The sequence below is a fragment of the Paraburkholderia sp. SARCC-3016 genome, from assembly GCF_031119615.1.
Classification (GTDB): Bacteria; Pseudomonadota; Gammaproteobacteria; order Burkholderiales; family Burkholderiaceae; genus Paraburkholderia.
Genome location: NZ_JAVHZD010000018.1, coordinates 150317 through 171673 on the forward strand (window position 1 = coordinate 150317; position 21357 = coordinate 171673).

Here is a 21357-nt window from a genome sequence, read left to right on the forward strand (position 1 = left end):
ACCTTCAAAACGCTTCCGCTCGCGGCAGCCGCGCACGCCCGCAACGTGCGCAATTGCCAGTCGCCAGTCGCCAGTTGCGCGCCATTCGTCTAAAGTAGCTGCTCCATCGTGCCGTCGCTCGCACGAGCGACCCAAAAAAAACAACCCAATAGAGGAGCGCAGACCATGCAACTGATCGGCATGCTCGATTCCCCGTTCGTCCGTCGCGTTGCGATCTCGCTCGCGATGTACGGCATCCCGTACGAGCACCGCGCGCTTTCGGTGTTTCGGCACTTCGACGAATTTTCGAACACGAACCCCGCCGTCAAGGCGCCCACGCTCGTCACCGACGACGGCACGACGTTGATCGACTCGACGCTGATCCTCGACTACCTCGAACGCATGGCCGCGCCCGAGCGGCGGCTGATGCCCGACGATCTCGGCGCACGCGCGCAAGCACTGCATCTGATCGGCTTCGCGCTCGCCGCATGTGAAAAGACCGTGCACACCGTTTACGAAAACATGCTGCGGCCCGAAGAGAAACGCCATGAGCCGTGGCTCGAGCGCGTGCAGCGGCAGTTGCATGGCGCATACGGTCAGCTGGAAGCGGCGCTCGCCGCTAGCAATGGGGAGAATCACAGCGGGACTGACCAAAGCGGGCTGAAACGCGATGCATGGCTCATCGGCGAGCGGATGATGCAACCCGACATCACGATTGCGATCGCGTGGCGGTTCACGCAGTACATGTTGCCGGGCGTCGTCGATCCGGCCCGTTATCCGGCGCTCGCCGCGTTTTCGGCGCGCGCCGAGGCGTTGCCGGTGTTCATCGATACGCCGCTCGAATAGCGGCGTCGACCGAACCGCCACGCTCGATGCCGTAGCCCGGTGCGGCCGCGTGCCGGGATTGTTGTCTTTCGTTGACAAGTGACTTCGTGCTGGCGGCATTTATCCAAGGGGCGCCCATCTCTAAAATTGCTTCCATGGAAACGCAGGTTGGCGGCGCGCTCGGGGGTGTGAGGGCTCCGCGCTTTGGGAGCAGTCATGAAAACCTTGATCGGGCGGCAGATCTACCATCCGGCAGTGGTGCTGCCGATGTTGTCGCTGATGCAAATGATGGTGTCGACCGACTTCAATCTCGGGCAGGTTGGCGTACTCGTCGCGACCAACGGTGCGCGCGCCGCACTGCAGCGCTCGCGCGAGCTGATGTGTCACATGGTCTGCCATGGCGACGAAGAGCGGGCGCATTGAACCGGCAACGTTTCAGGTAACTGCAGAGGTTTCGCAAAAATCGCTATTCAGGCCGCAACAAGGATCGAGGGTGGCGCGCGCATGACGCGCCGCCGCCGCGCAAACCGGGCGCATGTCGCCCGGTTTTCTTTTGTTGCACGCTTCTGGCATGGGGCTGTGCCCCGCGGCGGGCGCTGCGATCGCCAGGCTGGCGTAAGATGACCGATCCTCGACCGCGCTTGGGAGATCCGCCATGCCACAGCACTTCGACGCAATCGTGATCGGTACGGGACAAGGCGGTTCGCCGCTTGCGGTACGGCTCGGCAGGAGCGGCCGCAAGACCGCCATTGTCGAGCGCGAACTGTTCGGCGGCACCTGCGTGAACGTCGGTTGCACGCCGACCAAGGCTTATGTCGCGAGCGCGCGCGCGGCGCATGTGGCGCGCAACGCCGCTGCATACGGCGTGCACGTGAGCGGCGATGTGACCGTCGATCTCGCCGAGGTCAAGGCGCGCAAGGACCGGATCATCGGCCAGTCGCGCACCGGCGTCGAGAAGTGGTTGCGCTCGACGCAAAATGTGTCGGTGTTCAACGGCCATGCACGGTTTACCGGCCCGCATCGGATTTCGATTGCCGATCACGAAGGCCGCATCGTCGACGAACTCAATGCGGACGAATTCTTTCTGAACACCGGCACACGTCCGGTCATTCCGCGCATCGACGGGCTCGAGCGGATCCGCTACTTCACGAACTCGTCGCTGCTCGATCTGACCGAGCTGCCCGAGCATCTCGTGATTGTCGGCGCGAGCTATATCGCGCTCGAATTCGCGCAGGTGTTTCGCCGCTTCGGCAGCCGCGTCACGGTGCTCGCGCGCGGCGAGCGCGTGTTGTCGCGCGAAGATGCGGACTTCTCGGACGCCGTGCAAAAGGTGCTCGCGCGCGAGGGCATCGCGTTTCGTTTCAATTCGGAGCCTGTGCGCATCGAGCCGCTCGATGGCGACGGTTCGACGGCTGCGCGCGTGTCGTGCGCTTCCGGTATTCCCGTGGAAGGATCGCATCTGCTGTTCGCAACGGGCCGCCGGCCGAACACCGACGATCTCGGCCTCGACGCCGCCGGGGTCCACATGGACGCGCACGGCACGATTCCGGTCGACGGCGAGTTGCGCACGAACGTGTCCGGCGTCTGGGCGATCGGCGACGTCAACGGCCGCGGCGCATTCACGCACACGTCCTACGACGATTTCCAGATCGTCGCGGCGAATCTGCTCGATAACGGCCGGCGCAGCGCCGACGACCGCATCATGGCGTACGCGGTGTTCGTCGACCCGCCGCTCGCGCGTGTCGGTCTATCGGAAACCGAGGTTCGCCGGTCGGGCCGCGCAGCGCTGATCTCGACTATGCCGATGGCGCGCGTCGGCCGCGCGCGCGAGCGCGGCGAGACCGACGGCTTCATGAAGGTGCTCGTCGATGCGCAGACGAAACAGATTCTCGGCGCGACGATTCTCGGCATCGAAGGCGACGAGGCGATTCACACGATCATCGACATCATGACGGCGCGCGCACCGTATCCGACGCTGCAATTCGCGGTGCACATCCACCCGACGATCAGCGAGCTCGTGCCGACGCTGCTCGACGGTTTGAAGCCGCTCGAGTAAGGCGCGTTCGCATGACATCCGGCGCAAAGGAACCGCTGCCGGCCGCCGCAGCGGGCAATCTGTTCGGCGCTGTCGAACCGGGTCCGCTCGAGCATGTCGACGTGCTCGTCGAGCGCGGCGACCTGACGGTCGAGCGCATCGTGTCGATGGCGCATGCGAGTGCACCGGACTTCTGGTACGACAGCCCGCGCGAAGAATGGGTCGTGCTGCTCAGCGGCGCGGCTGCGCTCGAGTTCGAGCATGGCGAAGCACTACACGAGATGCGGCCCGGCGACTATATCCGCATCGAGGCGCATCGCCGGCATCGCGTTGCATGGACGCATCCCGATCGGCCGTCCGTGTGGCTGGCCGTGCACTACGGCGCGGCGGCGTCCGTGCTCCAGCCCGAGGTCGACAAGTCGCCTGGTGATCGCTGATAATCGGCCGCAGCGCGCCTGCTTGCCGCGCATACACCGTCGTCATCGAATCGATCAACAAGGAAACCGGCAGATGGGCAAAGGGCGTATCGAAGCGTTCAGCGACGGCGTGATCGCGATCATCATCACGATCATGGTGCTCGAACTCAAAGTACCCGAAGGGTTCGATCTCGAGTCGCTGCGCCCCGTGGTGCCGGTGTTCTGCGCATATGTGCTGAGCTTTATCTACGTCGGCATCTACTGGAACAACCATCACCATATGTTCCACACCGTGCAGAAGGTCAACGGCGCGACGCTATGGGCCAATCTGCATCTGCTGTTCTGGCTGTCGCTGCTGCCTGCGGTCACGCATTGGCTCGGCGAAAGTCATCTGTCCGCGTGGCCGACCGCGTTCTATGGCCTCGTGCTGTTCATGTCGGCGATCGCGTATTTCATTCTTGCGCACGTGATGATTCGCCAGCACGGTCCCGACTCGACGCTTGCCCGTGCGCTCGGCAGCGACAGGAAGGGCAAGCTTTCTGTGGTGCTGTATCTGGCCGGCGTCGTGTTCGCGTTCGTGCTGCCGTCGGTGTCGGCTGCGCTGTACGCGCTCACCGCGGCGATCTGGCTCGTACCCGACCGGCGCATCGAACACGTGCTCAAGGAGTGAAGGGCGATGGGTTCGACGTCTTCCGTCGGTTCGAAAGCGGTTCGCATCGGCCTCATTTCCGATACGCATAACCTCGTGCGGCCCGAGGCGCTGCGGCATCTCGAAGGTTGCGACGCCATCGTTCATGCGGGCGACATCTGCGAGCCCGCGGTGCTCGACGCATTGCGCGCAATCGCGCCGCTCACGGCGGTGCGCGGCAACAACGACATCGGCGCATGGGCCGCGGCGTTGCCGACGCACGCAACGCTCACGGTGCAGGACGTGACGATTCTCGTCGTGCACGATATCGCCGATGTCGGCAAGAACGTACAGCGCGACGGCGTGCGCATCGTCGTCACCGGCCATTCGCACAAGCCGCTGATCGACGAGCGCGACGGCGTGCTGTACGTGAACCCCGGTAGCGCCGGGCCAAGACGTTTCAAGCTGCCCATCTCCGCCGGCCTGCTGCTGATCGATGGTGCACAGGTGCGTGCGACGCTGCATACGTTGATTGCCTGACGGCATCGTGTCGCAAGCGCGCGAAGGCGCGTTGAACTCGCGATTGCGCGTTCCCCGCCCGTCCCTCAAGGTGTGCACAAAGCACTTTCATCCGCGGCACGACCCTTGCTAAATCTGCTTGTCAGGAAGCATCAGCACGCGCGGCGTCGCCGTCGCGCGCGCCTGCACCTTTGCAGGTTTCATTTAACCACTGCGCGGCCTGGCAATGCCAAGGCGAGGGATGAGCGCAAAGGGAGGAGCCGTGATCCAGCGACCGATATCTCTGTTGATGGCCGGACTCGTCGCGGCAGGCGCGACGATGAGCGTGGCGACGAGCGCCATCGCGCAAGGCGCGCCGCAGTCGGTGACGGAACGGCGCGTCGACGTCGTTCAGACGGGGCAAGGTTTTCGCGCGTCGAAGCTGGCCGGCGCGACCGTGTACAACCGCGACAAGGATCGCATCGGCACGATCGACGACCTGATTCTCTCGCCATCGGATCGCAATGCGTTCGCGATCCTGTCCGTTGGCGGCTTCCTCGGCATGGGCAAGCACTACGTCGCGATACCGTTCAGCAGCCTGCAAATCAGCGACAAGCAGGTCATGCTGCCCGATGCGACGAAGCAGTCGATCGAAGCGCTACCCGAATTCAAATACGCGCCGGACTGAACGCCGGCGCACCTTCGAGCCTCGATCAGGCCCGCACGGCAGCCGTGGCCGCATAGGCTTCATCGAGTTCTTCGGCCTCGCGCTGCCCGCGCAGCACCGCATGTGCTTCGGCGCGCGTCGCCACGCACGGCGCCGAGCCGAGCAGCGGCTTCCTCGCGGTTTCGCGCAACGCGACCACCGACACGATGCCGATCAGCGATGCGCCCATCAGGTAGTACGCGGGCATCATCAGATTGCCCGTGTGCTCGACCAGCCAGGCGGCGACGAGCGGCGTCGTGCCGCCGAACAGCGATACCGATACGTTGAAGCCGATGGCGAGCGCGCCGTAGCGGATCCTCGTCGGGAACAGCGCGGGCAGTGCCGACGGCATGACGCCGGTGAACGTCGAGAGCAGCGCGCCGAGAATCAGCAGCCCGGCAAAAACCGGCAGCACCGTGCCCACGCGGATCAGCAGCAGCGCGGGCGCCGCCAGCACGAACAGGCCCACGCAGCCGAACAGCATCACGGGCTTGCGGCCGATCGCGTCCGACAGGCGGCCGGCGAAGAGCGTCATCGGCATCATCAGCACCATCACGAGCAGCACGAGGAACAGGCCGTGCGTTTCGTTGAAGTGCAGCGTTGCCGACAGATAGCTCGGCAGATAGGACAGCGCCATATAGTCGGTCACGTTGAAGATCAGCACGAGACCCACGCACAGCAGCAGCGGCTTCCATTGCTGCGCGAGCAGCTCGCGCAGCGTCTGTTTCGGACGCGACTTTTCTTCGGCCTCGTGTACTTCGGCTTCTTTCCTGAACGCCGGCGTTTCTTCGAGCTTCAGACGGATATAGAGGCCGACGAGACCGAGCGGCCCCGCGATCATGAACGGCACGCGCCAGCCCCACGACAGCAACGCGTCCTGCGACAGCGTCGCCGTCAGCACGGCAACGGTGCCCGCGCCGAGGATATAGCCGACCAGCGTGCCGAATTCGAGGAAGCTGCCCATGAAGCCGCGCCGCCGGTCGGTCGAAAACTCGGCGATGAAGGTGGCTGCGCCGCCGTATTCGCCGCCCGTCGAAAAGCCTTGCACGAGACGCGCGACGAGCAGCAACACGGGCGCCATCACGCCGATCGACGTATAGCTCGGAATCAGGCCGATCGCGAACGTGCCGACCGCCATCATGATCATCGTCATTGCGAGTACGCGCTGGCGCCCGATGCGGTCGCCCAGAGGGCCGAACACCATGCCGCCGATCGGCCGTACGAGAAAGGCGGCTGCGAACGTGCCGAAGGTGGCGATCAACTGCGCGGACGGGCTGCTGGACGGAAAGAACACTTTGCCGAGCGTGACGGCGATGTAGCTGTACACGCCGAAGTCGAACCATTCCATGGCGTTGCCGAGCGCCATGGCGCCGACGGCACGTTTGAGAAGGCTGTTGTCGACGATCGTGATGTCGTCGAGCGAAAGACGGTTGTCGTTGTTGTTGTGTCGCCAGAAGCCGTTGCTGGAAGCGGTCAAGGTGAAAATCTCCAATGACTGCGGCCGAACGCCGATGCGTTGAGCCACGGGTGCTGGGGAAGTGCGGTTTCGTCGACGGCCGGCCTGGGACCGGTTCCCGTGGATCCGGGCCTGATGCGCGGCGGGAGCAGAAAGTAGAACGCCCCGTGCGTCGCAGGTCGTCGCGAAAGTGCACTCGGTTGGGTACTGCTGCAGGTTTGCATCGCGTCGCGGTCAAACCGCGGACCCGCGTAGCGGGCGCAGATGCAGGATGGCGTGGGCAATCTGGCGGTTTGCCGCGATTGCCTGCGCCGGTTGAAGGGCTGGCGGCGACGCTCAGCCTTCCATTGAAAACGATTCGCTACCGGAAGCGGACAGTGCGCCGCGCGTGCGTGCAATGATCCGCGCAAATGATCCGATCAAACCGGTGCGAACGGCGAAATGCAGGTTAATTGCTGTTAAAACGATGAACATGTTAGCACGATAACAGAGGATCGTGCAATCGCCTTACCCGACAAGGGCCGGCGGGAAGCGCTCTATCCCTTGCCGGGCGGGCGATACGGCTTATTTTCGAGAACTCGTCCCGAGAAGGTCAGCGCATGGCGTGCGGCCAAAGAAACAAAAAAAATCCGCGCAAAAAAGCGCGGATTCCGGGGCTTGCAGCGTGTAGTTTTTAGCGTTGGTCTTAGCCCTGCGACGGCGGCACGTAGCCAGACGCCTGATCGGCGCCTTCACCGAAGAAGAATTTTTCGGTCTGCTTCATCAGATACTGGCGCGCGCGCGGGTCGGCCATATTGAGGCGATTTTCGTTGATCAGCATTGTCTGCTGCTTGAGCCATGCCTGCCACGCTTCCTTCGACACGTTCTCATAGATCCGCTTGCCGAGTTCGCCGGGCAGCGGCGGGAAATCGAGGCCTTCGGCTTCCTTGCCGAGCTTCGTGCATTGAACCATGCGAGCCATACTGTGCTTCTCCTGAAAAATAGGGGGGCGGTCGCGGTCGCGCTCAGAGCTGCTTCATCAGCACGAGCGACTTGCGTTGCCAGTTGTAGAGACGGCGACGGTCTTCGGGCAGGTCGTCGACCGTGGCCTTCACGAAGCCGCGCTTCAGGAACCAGTGTTCGGTGCGCGTGGTAAGCACGAAGATGCGCGTCAGTCCGCGCGCCCGCGCGCGCTGCTCGATGCGGCGCAACAGCCGTTCCCCGTCGCCGGAATTTTGCGCTTCGGGCGCGACCGTCAGGCACGCCATCTCGCCGATGCGTTCCTGCGTGTACGGGTAGAGCGCCGCGCATCCGAACAGCACGCCATCGTGCTCGATCACCGAGAAGTGGTCGATGTCGCGCTCGATCTGGTGCCGGCCGCGCCGCACGAGCGTGCCGTCGCTCTCGAGCGGCTCGATCAGCGTGAGGATGCCGCCCACGTCGTCGGGGCTCGCTTCGCGCAGGCTCTCGAGGTTCTCGTACGAGATCATCGTGCCGACGCCGTCGTGCAGGAACAGTTCGAGCAGCAGGCTGCCGTCGAGCGCGTAGGGAATGATGTGGGCGCGGACGACGCCGCCGCGGCATGCACGAATCGAGTGCTTCAGATAGAAGCCCGCATCGCCTTGCACCTGGCCGCTTTCCTGCAGCCTGTACGCGTCGTCGAGCGACAGTTCGCGGATCAGCTCGCCGCCTTCGAACAGGCCATCGGTTTCGGTCAGGAACACGAGCTTGTCGGCGCGTAGCGCAATGGCCGCGGCCGAGGCGACGTCTTCCATCGCGAGGTTGAACGCTTCGCCGGTCGGCGAGAAGCCGAGCGGCGACAGCAGCACGAGCTTGCGGCTTGCGAGCGAATGGCGGATCGACTCGGCATCGATCTTGCGCACGACGCCCGTATGCTGGAAATCGACGCCGTCGAGAATGCCGACCGGCCGCGCGGTCACGAAGTTACCCGATACGACGCTAATGTGCGCATGCGCCATCGGCGTGTTCGGCAAGCCCTGGCTGATCGCGGCTTCGATATCGAGGCGTACCTCGCCGGCGGCCTCCTTCGCCGATTCGAGGGCGCGCGCATCGGTAATGCGCATACCCTGCGAGAATTCGGATTGCACGCCGTGCAGGCTCATCTGCTCTTCGACCTGCGGGCGCGAGCCGTGCACGAGCACGATCTGAATGCCCATCGCCTGCAGCAGCGCGATATCGGACACCAGCGCGTTGAGCAGCCCCTGATGCACCACCTCGCCGCCGAAGCCGACAACGAACGTCTTGTTGTGGAACGCGTGGATGTACGGGGCGACCGAGCGCATCCAGTCGACGAATTGCGCGTGCTGCACGGGACTTGCGATCGCGCCGCCGGTGGCGACCGGTGCGCTCGCGGATGCGGGGAGGAGGTCGGTTTGGGAATTCATGCCCGGGATTATAATGCGCCCCCATGTCGAATGTACCCAAAAGTCCCGCCGCGGATGACGTGAAAACCACGCCTGAGCGAGGGCCCGAGAAGTTGCCTGACACGCCTCGCAAAAGCGTTGGCGAAAGCGTTGTCAAAAGCGCCGGCGACAGCGGCGGCAAAAGCACTGGCAACAGCGCTGGCGAAAGCGCTCGCGACAGCGTGGCCCAACCCGCTGGCAAACCCGGCAGCGCAACGGCGCATGCCGGCGGCGCCGGGCGGGAAGGTGCGCGGCGCGACGATGCGCGCCCGCAGCAGCGGCGAACGCCCGAACAGCAGCAACGCCGCGCAGCGCAGCCGCCGCGCTCACCCGACGACTCGCGCGAGCCGGAACAGTCGCGCGAGTCGCGCATAGCGCGTCCCCCACGCCCGCCGCGCGCGCCCAGTCCGCCGCGCGCGCCGCGCGTCGTCGAACCGAATCCGATCCCGCCGGTTACGTTCCCCGAAGCCTTGCCCGTATCGGGCCGGCGCGACGAGATCGCGCGTGCGATCGCCGGCCATCAGGTCGTGATCGTCAGCGGCGAAACGGGCTCGGGCAAGACGACCCAGTTGCCGAAAATCTGCCTCGCGCTCGGGCGCGGGCTCGGCGCCGGCGGCAGCGGTCTGATCGGCCACACGCAGCCGCGCCGGATCGCGGCGTCGGCGACGGGCCGCCGCATTGCCGAGGAACTCGGCACGCCGTTCGGCGAAGTGGTCGGCTACAAGGTGCGTTTCACCGACAATCTTGCGCCGGGCGCGTCGGTCAAACTGATGACGGACGGCATCCTGCTTGCCGAAACGCAGACCGACCCGCTGCTTAAGGCCTACGACACGCTGATCATCGACGAGGCCCACGAGCGCAGCCTCAACATCGACTTCCTGCTCGGCTATCTGAAGGAGATCCTGCCGAAGCGGCCGGATCTGAAACTGATCGTCACCTCCGCGACGATCGATGCGGAGCGCTTCGCGCGTCACTTCGGCAGCGACGCGAAGCCTGCGCCGGTAATCGAGGTCAGCGGGCGCCTCTATCCGGTCGAGCTGCGTTATCGGCCGGTCGTCGAGGAAAGCGCGGCCGTGAAGTCCGCGCATGGCACGCCGTTGCGCGGCGACCGGCCGGAGCGCCCGAAGTCCCAGCGCGAGACCGATCGCGATCTGATCGACGCGATTGTCGATGCGGCCGACGAACTGTGTCGCGAAGGCCCGGGAGACGTGCTCGTGTTCCTGCCCGGCGAGCGCGAGATTCGCGACGCGGCCGAGGCGTTGCGCAAGCATCATCCGCCGCATACGGAAATTCTGCCGCTGTTCGCGCGGCTTTCCGCGGCCGAGCAGGAGCGCGTGTTCCGGCCGTCGAACGCGCGCCGCATCGTGCTTGCGACGAACGTCGCCGAAACCTCGCTGACGGTGCCCGGCATCCGCTATGTGATCGATACGGGTCTTGCGCGCGTGAAGCGCTATTCGTATCGCAACAAGGTCGAGCAGCTGCAGGTCGAGCCGATTTCGCAAGCGGCCGCGAACCAGCGCGCGGGCCGCTGCGGGCGCGTCGCGGACGGCATCTGCATACGTCTTTACGACGAAGCCGACTTCACCGCACGCCCGCGTTTCACCGACCCGGAAATCCTGCGTTCGTCGCTCGCAGCGGTGATCTTGCGGATGAAGTCGCTGCATCTGACCGCGATCGAGACGTTTCCGTTTATCGAGCCGCCGCCGGGACGCGCGATCGCCGACGGCTATCAGTTGCTCAACGAACTCGGCGCCGTCGACGACGACAATGCGCTGACGCCGCTTGGCCGCGAGCTCGCACGGCTGCCGCTCGACCCGCGCGTTGGCCGCATGATTCTTGCCGCGCGCGACCAGCAGGCGCTGCGCGAAGTGCTGATCATCGCGAGCGCACTGTCGGTGCAGGACCCGCGCGACCGGCCGATCGAGGCGCAGGAGCAGGCCGACCAGGCGCATCGGCGCTTTGCCGACGAGCGTTCGGAATTTCTGCAGTGGCCGAAGATCTGGGCGTGGTTCGACGAAGCGATCGCGCACAAGAAATCGAACCGGCAGCTGGCCGACGCGTGCCGCGCGAACTTCCTCTCGCATCTGCGGCTGCGCGAGTGGCGCGACGTGCACTCGCAATTGCTGACCGTGGTGCGCGAGCATGGGTGGCGGTTGAACGAATCGGACGCGACATTCGAGCAGATCCACCTTGCGTTGCTGACAGGCCTGCTCGGCAATATCGGCCTGAAGGCCGACGACGAGCCGTATTACCTCGGCGCGCGCGGCATCAAGTTCTATCTGTGGCCGGGGTCCGCGCTCGCGAAGAAAGCGGGGCGCTGGGTGATGGCCGCGGAACTGGTCGAGACGAGCCGGCTCTACGCGCGCGGCATCGCGAAGATCGAGCCCGAGTGGGTCGAGAAAATCGGCGCGCATCTGCTGAAGAAGTCGCTGTCCGAGCCGCATTGGGAGAAGCGCGCGGCGCAGGTCAGCGCGTTCGAGCGCGCGATGCTGTATGGGCTCACGATCTACCATCGGCGGCGCGTGAGCTTCGGCAGGCAGGATCCGGCGCGCGCGCGGGAGCTGTTTATTCGCGGCGCGTTCGTCGAAGGCGAGTTCGATACGAAGCTTGCGTTCTTTGCGCATAACCGCAAGCTGCTGGCCGAGATCGAGCAGCTCGAACACAAGTCGCGCCGCCAGGATGTGCTTGTCGACGACGAGCTGATCTTCGGGTTCTACGACGAGGTGATTCCGCAGGGTATCTATACGGGCGCCGCATTCGAGCGCTGGTATCGCGACGAAGTCAGGAAAAGCGGCCAGGCCGAAGACAGGCTGCGGCTGCTATATCTGTCGCGTGACGATCTGATGCGCCATGAAGCGGCCGGCGTGACGACCGACCTGTTCCCGAAGCGGTTGACGATGGCGGGCATCGAAATGGCGCTCACGTATCACTTCGAGCCCGGCTCGCCGCGCGACGGCGTGACGCTCGCGGTGCCGCTTTATGCGTTGAATCAGGTCGATGCGCGACGTGCCGAATGGCTCGTGCGCGGTATGGTGAAAGAGAAGGCGCAACTGCTGCTGAAGTCGCTGCCGCAGAAGCTGCGGCGTCATGTCGTGCCGTTGCCGCAATACGCGGCGGGCTTTGCGGAGCGCACGAGCGACGGCGCGCGCTTTGGCGCGGGCAGCCTGATCGACGCGCTGATTGCCGACGTGCGTGGCGAGACGCAGGTCGCGTTGAAGCAATCGGACTTCAAGCTCGAAACCTTGCCCGCGCATCTGTTCATGAACTTCAAGGTGATCGACGAGCACGGGCGGCAGCTTGCGATGGGGCGCAATCTCGCGCAACTGCGCGCCGAACTCGGCGGCGAGGCGCAGCAGCAGTTCCAGAAGCTGGCGGCGAACGCGACGCTCGTCGATCAGGCCGGCGATGCGTTGGGGCGAGGCGCGGACGCGCACCGAGCGCGCGGGGCGGGCGCTGGTGCTGGCGTTGGTGCTGGCGTTGGTGCCGGTTCGGGCGCTGCGGGCGTTGGCGCGGGTGCGTCGGCCGCGGCGCGTGGCGGCGCTGGCAGTGCTGCGCATACAGCGCCGCCGGGCGCGGGCGCTGCGCCTGGCACCGCGCTCTACGAAAACCTGACGACCTGGAATTTCGGCAAGCTGCCCGAACTGCTCGAGATACGCCGTCGCGGACAGACGCTGTTCGGCTATCCGGCGCTCGTCGACCGCGGCACGCATTGCGACGTCGAAGTGTTCGATTCGCCCGACGAAGCGGCGCGGATTCATCGTGCGGGCTTACGGCGCCTGTTCGCGCTGCAATTGCGCGAGCCGATCAAATACCTCGAAAAGAATCTGCCGGGCCTGCGCGAAATGGCGATGCAGTTTATGGCGCGCGCGACGCAGGAAGAGCTGCGCGACCAACTGGTCGATACCGCGCTCGACCGCGCGTGTCTGCAAGACCCGCTGCCCGACGACGACGCGAGCTTTCACGCGCGACGCGACGAGGGCCGCAGCCGCCTCACGTTGCTCGCTCAGGAAATCTCGCGGCTCGTCGGGCAAATTCTCGGCGAGTACACGACGGTGCTGAAAAAGCTCGCGCAGGCGAAGCCGTTTGCGGCCGCGTATGCGGATATGCAGAGCCAGCTCGATGCGCTGATCGGCAAGCGATTCGTGGTCGACACGCCATACACGCAGTTGACGCATTTCCCGCGCTATCTGAAAGGGATCGGCTTGCGCATCGACAAGCTGAAAGCCGACCCGGCGCGCGATACGCGGCAGTTCGCGGAATTCGCGCCGCTCGCGCAGCACTATCAGCGCGCGCTCGCGCAACGCGGCGGCGTCATGGACGCGCGGCTCGCCGAGTTTCGCTGGCTGCTCGAAGAATTACGCGTGTCGCTATTCGCTCAGGAATTGCGTACGCCGATGCCGGTTTCGGTGAAGCGGCTGTATAAGGTTTGGGAGTCGATGCAGCGGTGAGACGTCTGCCTATGGTCTCGTACGAGACAGGTGAGCCGGGCCGGGGGCTCGAGGCGAGAAAGTCGCTTCGCTGGATGTAGATGCACACCGCGAGGCGCGCGAAGCGAAGCCCGAGCGCATCATGCAGGCTCAAGCGCAAAAAGGACGCGACACCGATGGATCCCGACATCGGCATCGCGCCAAAAGATGCAGGCACATGGGGACATGCCTGCATCCGTCCCACTATTTCAGAGGGGGCGGGGGCGCGCTTAAAAATGCGCGCCCGCGCCGAGCGCCGCACCGACTTCGCCACGCGAACTCGCGGTGCCTTGCACGCTGTACGCCCATTGGCCCGTTTCCGACAACTGCGACACGCCGAACGCCAATGCGGACTGCCCGCCGTATGAACCGCCTGCCATCGCCACCATGCCGCGACCCGGCAGTACCGCGCGCGGCAACGCGGCGACCGCGAGCGCGGCCGCTGCGCCGCCGTACGCGTCGCGCCGCACCGAGCGAAGCTTGTCGTCGGTATAGCGGTTGGCTGCCGCGAGCGAGCCGCTCGTTGTCTGATTCAACTGGTTCAGGTTGACGGCGTCGGTGCCCTCCGTTGCGGGCGCGACGTGCGTGATGTGCCGCTCGTTGCCGTCCGCGCCGACCGATACGCTGTTTGCGCGGTCCGCGACCGAACCGTAGCCGAGTGCAATCGCGTTGTCGGCGCTCGCCTGAGACGTCGCACCGAGTGCGAGCGCATGGTTGCCGGTTGCGAGCGCACTTGCGCCGAGCGCGACGGATTGCGCGGCTGCGGCGTGCGCGCTCGCTCCGACAGCGACCGAATGCGCGCCGCCGGCGCGGGCTGTTTCGCTTACGGCGTCGCCCGCGGCGTCGAAGAGCGGGTTGCTCCCCGCGCTGCTGCCATTCACCGACGCGTTGCCGATCGCATCGGCGAGCATTGCCGAAAGCTGGCCGAGGTTGACCGCGTCGTGCGCGTCGCGCGCGTCGGCGACGTTGTGGATCTGCGTGCCGCCGCCGTCGGGACTGCCGGCAAGCGCGACGCCGCTGCGGTCGACGGAGCCGTCCGCGTTGGCGCTGTAGCTGAGCGTGTTCGCGAGTTGCGCGGCCGCGGCGTCGATCTTGCCGTCTAGCGCCCTGAGTTGCGCGACGTTGACCGCGTCGAGATCGGCCGCGCCGGCAGCGACACCGCTGATCGTGCGCGTGCCGATATTGAGTTCGCCGGCCGACGTTTGCGGCGCGGACAGCCCATACGCGAGATAGCCTGCGCGTGCCCCGACCGTCGTCCCCGAGCCGGCGCCGAGTGCGATGCTGTTCTCGTGCATCGCGATCGCGTTGTGGCCGACGGCAAGCGACGCGCGCGCATTGGCGCTCGCATAGGCGCCGATCGCGACCGCCTGGTCGACTGCATGAGAGAGCGCGCCAACGGCGACGCTGTCGGCATTCGAAGCGCCTGCGAGATTGCCGAGCGCCGTCGCGTGCGTGCCGTTCGCGGCGGCATTCATGCCGAAAGCCGTCGCGCCCGCTTGCGTGGCGGCCGCGGACGTGCCGACCGCCGTGGCGTCTTCGCCGGCCTTGGCCGACGCGCCGGCCGCCAGCGCGCGGTCGCCGATGGCCTGCGCCTCGGTGCCGAGCGCGATTGCCCGTTCGCCCGAAGCCGAGGCGCGGCCGCCGAGTGCGATCGCTTCGCGTCCCGACGCGTTCGACAAATGGCCCGCGGCCAGCGCATCTCGATTCGTTGCGCCCGCGCCGCCACCGAGCGCAACGGCGCCAATGCCGTCGGCCCTCGATGACGCGCCGAATGCCGATGACGTATCGCCGGTCGCGGCCGAGTACGCACCGACGGCGGTCGACAACAGCTCGGCACGAGCCTGCAGGCCGCCGGCGAACGCGCCCGTGGCGGTTGCCAGTGTCTGGTTGCCAAGTGCGATCGCGTCGGCGCCGAATGTATTGCTGCCGCTGCCGACCGCGATGCCGCCGCTAGCCATGACCCCGGCGCCGTAACCGAGCGCGATCGATTGCACGCCGAGCGCATGTGCGCCTGCGCCGGCCGCGAGCGCCTTCGTGCCGAACAGCACGGTGACCGCGTCGCTCGGATTTTGCAGCCCGTCGGCATCGAAGTAGTATTGCGCGGCCGGAATGCTGGCGCGCGCAACGGGCGCCGCGGTCACGGCGACGAGACTTGCGAGCGCAAGTTGGGCAAAGACGAGAATGCCCGGCGCACACCGATGCGCGTGTGCGATTTCCGAGGATGGGATTAAAGAACGGTGCAGGCTCTTTATTAAGTCGTTCAACTCTGATTTACGCATATCGCTTATGCCTCCAGAAACGCCAGGATGGGCCCGGCCAGCACGCAGACCGTTTGTGCCGACGTGTGCCTTGTGCCTGAACTGGCGGGTGATTCGGAAGGGCGATTTTCGAGCAATCCGCGCGGCTCGGGATATGAGTAAACTCTTAAAACCGGCCTGGCCAAAAGTAATAGGACAGTCCTTTTAATTCGAAGATTACGGCCGCGCATTTAGGACGATTATCGATCGATTGAAGACGGCTAAATGAAATCCGATTTAAAGGGCGGAAAATTGCGGTATCGAGCGGATTTGCTTCGGAAAACCAGCAGGCGAAACTCAATACTTCTGTGCTCCAGCTGCTGCGCGCAAGCTGTTGCGGCGGTGCGCCGCAATCGGAAATTCCTGCGCTCCGTCAACCGTTTCAACGCGCAAACGTTCTACAATGGCGGCTGTCTTCAGTAGTGAGTCTTCATGCGCAAATTTTCCTTCTCCGGCTTGATCGGCACGTTCCCGGCGGGCGCGGCATTGGCCGCGGCGGCAGTTTTCTTCTCCCCGGCAGTTCACGCGAATAGCGTCATCGTGCTCAATTCCGGCGAAGCGACGCTGAGCCTGATCGACGAGGCGACGCACCAGGTCGTCGAAACGGTGCCGACCGGCAAGGAACCGCACCACCTGATGGCGACGCCGGACAATACGTCGCTGATCGTCGCGAACTCGGTATCGAACAATCTGCTGTTCGTCGACCCGAAGTCGGGCAAGGTGCAGCGCTGGGTCGAGGGCATCGAGGACCCTTACCAGATCGGCTTCTCGCCGAACCGCAAGTGGCTCGTCACGACGGGCCTGCGTCTGGACCGGCTCGATATCTACCACTACGACGGCCATAACCTCGCGCTCGCGCAGCGTCTGCCGCTCGCGGTCATGCCGAGCCATATTGCGTTCTCGGCCGACAGCAAGACAGTGTTCGTCACGCTGCAGGTGTCCGGCGAACTCGCCGCCGTCGATCTGGCCACGCAGACCGTGAAGTGGAAAATGAAAGTCGGCAAGGTGCCGGCGGGCCTCTGGATGACGCCCGGCGACAAATACCTGCTCGTCGGCATGACCGGCGCCGATTACGTTGCCGTGGTCGACTGGAAGGACCAGAAGGTCGTTAAGACCATCCCCACGGGCAAGGGAGCGCACAACTTCCGCTCGCTTGCGGACGGCCGGCACGTCGCGGTGTCGAACCGTGTCGCGAACACAATCAGCATCATCGACGAAGAATCGCTCACGAACGTCGGCGACATCACCGGCCTGCTGCCGGGTCCCGACGACATGGAACTTTCCTCGGATAAACGCTATCTCTGGGTAACGTTCCGCTTTGCGAAGCACGTCGGCATTATCGATCTGACGCAACGTAAGCTGATTCAGACGATCGCCGTCGGTCGTTCTCCGCACGGCATCTATTTCTACGACCGCGCGCCGGTCACCGCACCGAACGGCGCGTAATGCAGCATACGGCAGCATACGGCAGCGTACGGCAACGTGCGGCGCAAGTCACGGCAACGGCATAACGGGTTCGACGAACAGCGGGCATCATGTTCCATCTGATCTTCTCCACGCTCGATAACGCAGTGTCCACGCTGCAGACCGTGCTGTACGAAAGCGTCGTGCAGCCACTGCTGTTTCACTTCGGCCTGATGGATTACGACGAAGACACGTACGACAGCCTGTACTGGGTCATCGTCGGCGTGTTCGAGGTGCTCGCGATGTATGCGGTGCTGCGGCCGCTCGAAGCGTTGCGCCCGGTCGAGCAGTGGGAAAACCGCAAGGCGGTGCGCGTCGACGTGCTGTACACATGGATCGCGAAGCTCGGCATCCTGAACCTGTTTTTCTTCTTCGCGCTGCAGCCGTGGTTTGATGCGGTGCAAGGCTGGCTGCGGCTGCACAACATCGCGAATCTCGAAATCGACAATCTGTGGCCGGGTGTCACGACCATTCCGATCGTCACCTTCGTCATTTATCTGCTGGTGCTCGATTTCGCGGGCTACTGGTATCACCGCTGGGAACATCGTTTCGGCGTCTGGTGGGAACTGCATGCGGTGCATCACAGCCAGCGCCAGATGTCGCTATGGTCCGACGACCGCAACCATCTGCTCGACGATCTGCTGCAGGCGTGTTTTTTCGCGCTGATCGCGTTGTTTATCGGCGTGCCGCCGTCGCAATTCGTCGTGCTCGTCGCGATCACGAATCTCGCGCAAAGCGTGCAGCACGCGAACATTCGCCTGTACTTCGGCTGGCTCGGCGAGCGCCTGCTCGTCAGCCCGACGTTCCATCGCCGTCATCACGCGATCGGCTACGGCCACGAAGGTCTCAAGTACGGATGCAACTTCGGCGTGCTGTTCCCGTGGTGGGACATGATGTTCGGCAGTGCGTCGTGGAACCGCGAGATGGAGCCGACCGGCATTCGCGATCAGCTCGACGGCCACCGCTACGGCGATGGTTTCGTTACGCAGCATTGGCTTGCGTTCGTGCGCATCGCAAGACGCCTCGCGCCGAAGCGGCGCGCGTCGCCGGGTAATGACGCCGCGGCGCTCTGAGCATCCCGTTTTCCTTCTGAAGCAGGCAGGGGGAGCCGCCAGTCGCTCCCGCACGCGCCAACCGCCGCCGTACGCGGTCGCCATCGCTGAATGCGTTCCGACACCGGCAGTTTCCGCCAGTCTGCCGCGTGGTTTATCCTGTCTACGTTTCGCACCGCTTGCTGGACTGCTTTGCACCGCTTGCCGTCCCGCTTGTTACAGCGTTCATTTCCCAACATTTCTTTCACCGGCACCCGCTCGCATGAATGACCTGTTGCGCTCGTTCGGACGCGCGCTCGCAAGCGTGCTCCACCCGCGCATGCTCTGGCTGACTCTGGCGCCGTTCCTCGCGGCGGCCGTGGTCTGGGGCGCGATCCTGTGGTTTTCGTGGCAGACGCTGATCGGCGCAACGCGCGGTTGGCTCGACAACTGGTCCTTTACGACCACGCTCTACCATCTGTTCGACTGGGCCGGCTTTTCCTCGCTGCATGCGGCCGTCGCGCCGTTTATCGTGGTCGCGATCGCGATTCCGCTGATCGTCGTTACCGTACTGCTGCTAATCGCAACGCTATCGATGCCGGCCGTCATCAAGCATCTGGCCGCGCGGCAGTTCGCGGGCCTCGAAATGCGGCACGGCGGCACCTGGTACGGCAGTCTCGCGCATTCGCTGTGGACCACGCTCGTCTGTCTCGTCGTGCTGATCGTCACGCTGCCGCTGTGGCTCATCCCACCGTTTTTCGCGCTGATTCCGCCGCTGTTGTGGGGCTGGCTCACGTATCGCGTGATGACCTACGATGCGCTCGCATTGCATGCGAGCCGCGACGAAAGGCGTATTCTCGTGCGGCGGCATCGGCTGCCGCTGCTGCTGATCGGCGTCGCGAGCGGTCTGCTCGGTTCGTTGCCGACGCTGCTGTGGGCATCGTCGGTATGGCTGATCGTGCTGTTTCCGGTGATGACCGCGGCGACGATCTGGATCTACGCGTTCATCCTCGTGTTTTCGGCGCTGTGGTTCGGCTACTACTGTCTGCGCGCGCTGCAGCGACTGCGTGCGGAAGAGCAGGGGCCGCGCGGCACCGCGCCGGTCCCTTACTGATGCGGCAATTCAAATTCGTGCATTTCATCTTCGCGAGGCGGCAATGGCATTTGGCGTGATCATCATCGGCGACGAAATACTGTCGGGCAGACGGATCGATAAACATCTGCCGAAGGTCATCGAACTTCTGAAGGCGCGCGGTTTGTCGCTTGACTGGGCCGAATATGTCGGCGACGACCCCGAGCGCATTACGGCGACGCTGCGCCGTACCTTTGCGGGCGGCGACATCGTTTTCTCGACGGGCGGCATCGGCGCGACGCCTGACGACCATACCCGTCAGTGCGCGGCCGCGGCACTCGCCGTGCCGCTCGAACTGCATCCGGAGGCCGCAGACCTGATACGCGAGCGGATTCGCGAGATGCATCCTGCCGATGCGCCGCAGCCCGTCGATTACGCGTCGCCCGAGAACCTGCACCGTTTGAACATGGGCACGTATCCGCGCGGCGCGTCGATCATTCCGAACGGCTACAACAAGATTCCGGGCTTCTCGATTCGCGACCATCATTTCGTACCCGGCTTTCCGGTCATGGCGTGGCCGATGATCGAATGGGTGCTCGACACGAAATACGCGCATCTGCATCACGCGACGCCGCATGCGGAGAAATCGCTGCTCGTGTTCGAATTGCCGGAGTCGACGGTGACGCCGTTGATGGAGAAGATCGAGCGCGACTTCCCCGGCGTGCGCGTGTTCAGTTTGCCGAGCGTCGGCGATGCGGAGCGCGGCGGCGTCTATGCGCGGCGCCATATCGATCTGGGCGTGAAGGGGGAGCCTGAGGCGGTTGCGGCGGCCTTCGTCAAATTGCGCGAAGGCGTGCATCTGCTAGGCGGCGACATTGTCGAACCGGACGCGGCTACGGTGTCGGCGAAGCCGCAACGGTGAGCTTTAAAGCGGGCGTGTGCGGCGATTGAACCGGCAAGTCTGCGGTGCGCTTCCGAAGAAGCGCACCGACTTCAGTTCGTGAAACCGATCGAAGCTCAGGCGCCGATCCACGGCAGGCCGCGGAAGCACCAGCCCGACACGGTTTTTCTGTGCCCCTGGCTGTCCTTGTCGCCTTCGAAACCCTCCAGCAGGTCCATCGCTTTCGTGAAGCCGGCCTGCGTGGCGGCAACGGCTGCGAGCTTCGAGCGCGCGGCGCTGCGGCACAGCAGCAGCACGGGCGTATCGGGCGTCGCGACCTGACGCAACTGATCGAGAAATTCGGCGTTCGGCGCGCCGCCGGGATAGCGCGTCCATTCGACATGCGCATATTGGCCGTCGCCAACGAGCGGCCGGCCGACCCAGTCGAGCTCCGCGCGCGTACGCACGTCGACGAGACGTGCGCGCGGATCCAGTTCGAGGAGCTCGAAAGCCTCGGCCGGCGACAGCGCGCCCGCGTAGGCCAACTGATTATCGATGCGGCGCTTTTCGGCCTGTGCGTATAACTGCTCAAGCGTGGTCATGACAGCGAGTCTCCTTTGGACCAAAGGATCATTCTAGCGCGCCAAGCATCGGACGCGGGTAGTTGCCCGTTGTCGATCCTGCGGGCGGGCGTTGTCTGGGCGTTGCCCGGGTCACTGCATCGCTATTCACGGAAATCGCGACGTGTGCTCCGCAGAGGTGCAAAATTGCACCATTGCACCAAATAAAGGCTCTCGTCGAGCGGCGATATCGATATTGCACGTAATTGGTGCACTCGCCCGAGTGACGCGTCATCTCAGTTCCCGCAAAACGTGCGACGATTCACGGCGGCGGTAACGGGGCAAACGCGTTCCGCGCGCCGCCGGAGCGACGGTGGCATAAAAGCTGCTTTTATCCGGCCCGTTCGACCCGCAGCACGTCGAATTAAAGCTTACTAACCCTGTAGACGCGGGGCAGCGGGTCAGCTAGATTGGGCGGCGGCTAAAACCGCCGAATTCGTTAATCAGGAGATAGGTTATGAGTAAATCCGTGGCCGACGTCATGCAACTCGTCAAGGACGAGGACGTCAAGTTTGTCGACTTCCGTTTCACCGACACGCGCGGCAAGGAACAGCACGTCTCGGTGCCGGTGTCGGCATTCGA

The 21357-nt window shown here is 64.6% G+C and carries 18 protein-coding genes; 12 read left to right on the top strand and 6 right to left on the bottom strand.

Annotation, left to right across the window (positions count from 1 at the left end; translation table 11 throughout):
* Window positions 1-165: 165 nt before the first annotated feature.
* The 7 genes from QYH69_RS19435 (at window position 166) to QYH69_RS19465 (ending at window position 5069) form a co-directional block, all read left to right on the top strand.
* Window positions 166-825, top strand: coding sequence for a glutathione S-transferase (locus QYH69_RS19435; RefSeq protein WP_308833437.1), 660 nt, complete (start codon window positions 166-168; stop codon window positions 823-825).
* Window positions 826-1020: 195 nt separating this feature from the next.
* Window positions 1021-1227, top strand: coding sequence for a hypothetical protein (locus QYH69_RS19440; protein WP_308833438.1), 207 nt, complete (start codon window positions 1021-1023; stop codon window positions 1225-1227).
* A gap of 232 nt (window positions 1228-1459) precedes the next feature.
* The gene (locus QYH69_RS19445) at window positions 1460-2860 is read left to right on the top strand and encodes an FAD-containing oxidoreductase (RefSeq protein ID WP_308833439.1); all 1401 of its coding nucleotides are present in this window, start codon (window positions 1460-1462) and stop codon (window positions 2858-2860) included.
* A gap of 11 nt (window positions 2861-2871) precedes the next feature.
* On the top strand, window positions 2872-3276 hold the full coding sequence (locus tag QYH69_RS19450; protein ID WP_308833440.1) for a cupin domain-containing protein: 405 nt from the start codon (window positions 2872-2874) through the stop codon (window positions 3274-3276).
* A 73-nt stretch (window positions 3277-3349) separates the two neighbouring features.
* The gene (locus QYH69_RS19455; RefSeq protein ID WP_308833441.1) at window positions 3350-3925 is read left to right on the top strand and encodes a TMEM175 family protein; all 576 of its coding nucleotides are present in this window, start codon (window positions 3350-3352) and stop codon (window positions 3923-3925) included.
* A gap of 6 nt (window positions 3926-3931) precedes the next feature.
* The gene (locus QYH69_RS19460) at window positions 3932-4423 is read left to right on the top strand and encodes a metallophosphoesterase family protein (RefSeq protein ID WP_308833442.1); all 492 of its coding nucleotides are present in this window, start codon (window positions 3932-3934) and stop codon (window positions 4421-4423) included.
* Window positions 4424-4691: 268 nt separating this feature from the next.
* Window positions 4692-5069 carry a PRC-barrel domain-containing protein gene (locus QYH69_RS19465; RefSeq protein ID WP_308833461.1) on the top strand — a complete coding sequence of 126 codons (378 nt, stop codon included), beginning with the start codon at window positions 4692-4694 and terminating at the stop codon, window positions 5067-5069.
* 25 nt (window positions 5070-5094) lie between these two features.
* On the opposite strand, the gene proP is transcribed toward QYH69_RS19465, so the two are convergent.
* The 4 genes from proP to argA all read right to left on the bottom strand — a co-directional run bounded on the left by proP (window position 5095) and on the right by argA (window position 8927).
* Entirely contained in the window at window positions 5095-6564 is a 1470-nt protein-coding gene (proP, locus tag QYH69_RS19470) for a glycine betaine/L-proline transporter ProP (RefSeq protein WP_308833443.1), read from the bottom strand.
* A 315-nt stretch (window positions 6565-6879) separates the two neighbouring features.
* The gene (locus QYH69_RS19475) at window positions 6880-7017 is read right to left on the bottom strand and encodes a hypothetical protein (protein ID WP_308833444.1); all 138 of its coding nucleotides are present in this window, start codon (window positions 7015-7017) and stop codon (window positions 6880-6882) included.
* Between the two features lie 211 nt (window positions 7018-7228).
* Window positions 7229-7504 (bottom strand): oxidative damage protection protein, encoded by a 276-nt coding sequence (locus tag QYH69_RS19480; RefSeq protein ID WP_075156721.1) that lies wholly within the window; start codon window positions 7502-7504, stop codon window positions 7229-7231.
* Window positions 7505-7547: 43 nt separating this feature from the next.
* A complete protein-coding gene (gene argA, locus QYH69_RS19485) occupies window positions 7548-8927 on the bottom strand; it encodes an amino-acid N-acetyltransferase (protein ID WP_308833445.1) in 1380 nt (459 codons plus the stop codon).
* Between the two features lie 23 nt (window positions 8928-8950).
* On the opposite strand from argA, the gene hrpA reads away from it, so the two are divergent.
* Window positions 8951-13393 carry an ATP-dependent RNA helicase HrpA gene (hrpA, locus tag QYH69_RS19490; protein ID WP_308833446.1) on the top strand — a complete coding sequence of 1481 codons (4443 nt, stop codon included), beginning with the start codon at window positions 8951-8953 and terminating at the stop codon, window positions 13391-13393.
* 248 nt (window positions 13394-13641) lie between these two features.
* Here hrpA and QYH69_RS19495 read toward each other — a convergent pair whose 3' ends face one another.
* Window positions 13642-15552: a YadA-like family protein gene (locus QYH69_RS19495; protein ID WP_308833447.1), complete on the bottom strand. Its 1911-nt coding sequence runs from the start codon at window positions 15550-15552 to the stop codon at window positions 13642-13644.
* A 588-nt stretch (window positions 15553-16140) separates the two neighbouring features.
* On the opposite strand from QYH69_RS19495, the gene QYH69_RS19500 reads away from it, so the two are divergent.
* The 4 genes from QYH69_RS19500 (at window position 16141) to QYH69_RS19515 (ending at window position 20197) form a co-directional block, all read left to right on the top strand.
* On the top strand, window positions 16141-17154 hold the full coding sequence (locus QYH69_RS19500) for a beta-propeller fold lactonase family protein (RefSeq protein ID WP_308833448.1): 1014 nt from the start codon (window positions 16141-16143) through the stop codon (window positions 17152-17154).
* A gap of 89 nt (window positions 17155-17243) precedes the next feature.
* Entirely contained in the window at window positions 17244-18245 is a 1002-nt protein-coding gene (locus QYH69_RS19505) for a sterol desaturase family protein (RefSeq protein WP_308833449.1), read from the top strand.
* A 241-nt stretch (window positions 18246-18486) separates the two neighbouring features.
* Window positions 18487-19317 carry an EI24 domain-containing protein gene (locus QYH69_RS19510; protein WP_308833450.1) on the top strand — a complete coding sequence of 277 codons (831 nt, stop codon included), beginning with the start codon at window positions 18487-18489 and terminating at the stop codon, window positions 19315-19317.
* A 43-nt stretch (window positions 19318-19360) separates the two neighbouring features.
* On the top strand, window positions 19361-20197 hold the full coding sequence (locus QYH69_RS19515) for a molybdopterin-binding protein (RefSeq protein ID WP_308833451.1): 837 nt from the start codon (window positions 19361-19363) through the stop codon (window positions 20195-20197).
* A 95-nt stretch (window positions 20198-20292) separates the two neighbouring features.
* On the opposite strand, the gene QYH69_RS19520 is transcribed toward QYH69_RS19515, so the two are convergent.
* Window positions 20293-20757, bottom strand: coding sequence for a rhodanese-like domain-containing protein (locus QYH69_RS19520; protein WP_308833452.1), 465 nt, complete (start codon window positions 20755-20757; stop codon window positions 20293-20295).
* Window positions 20758-21357 lie beyond the last annotated feature (600 nt).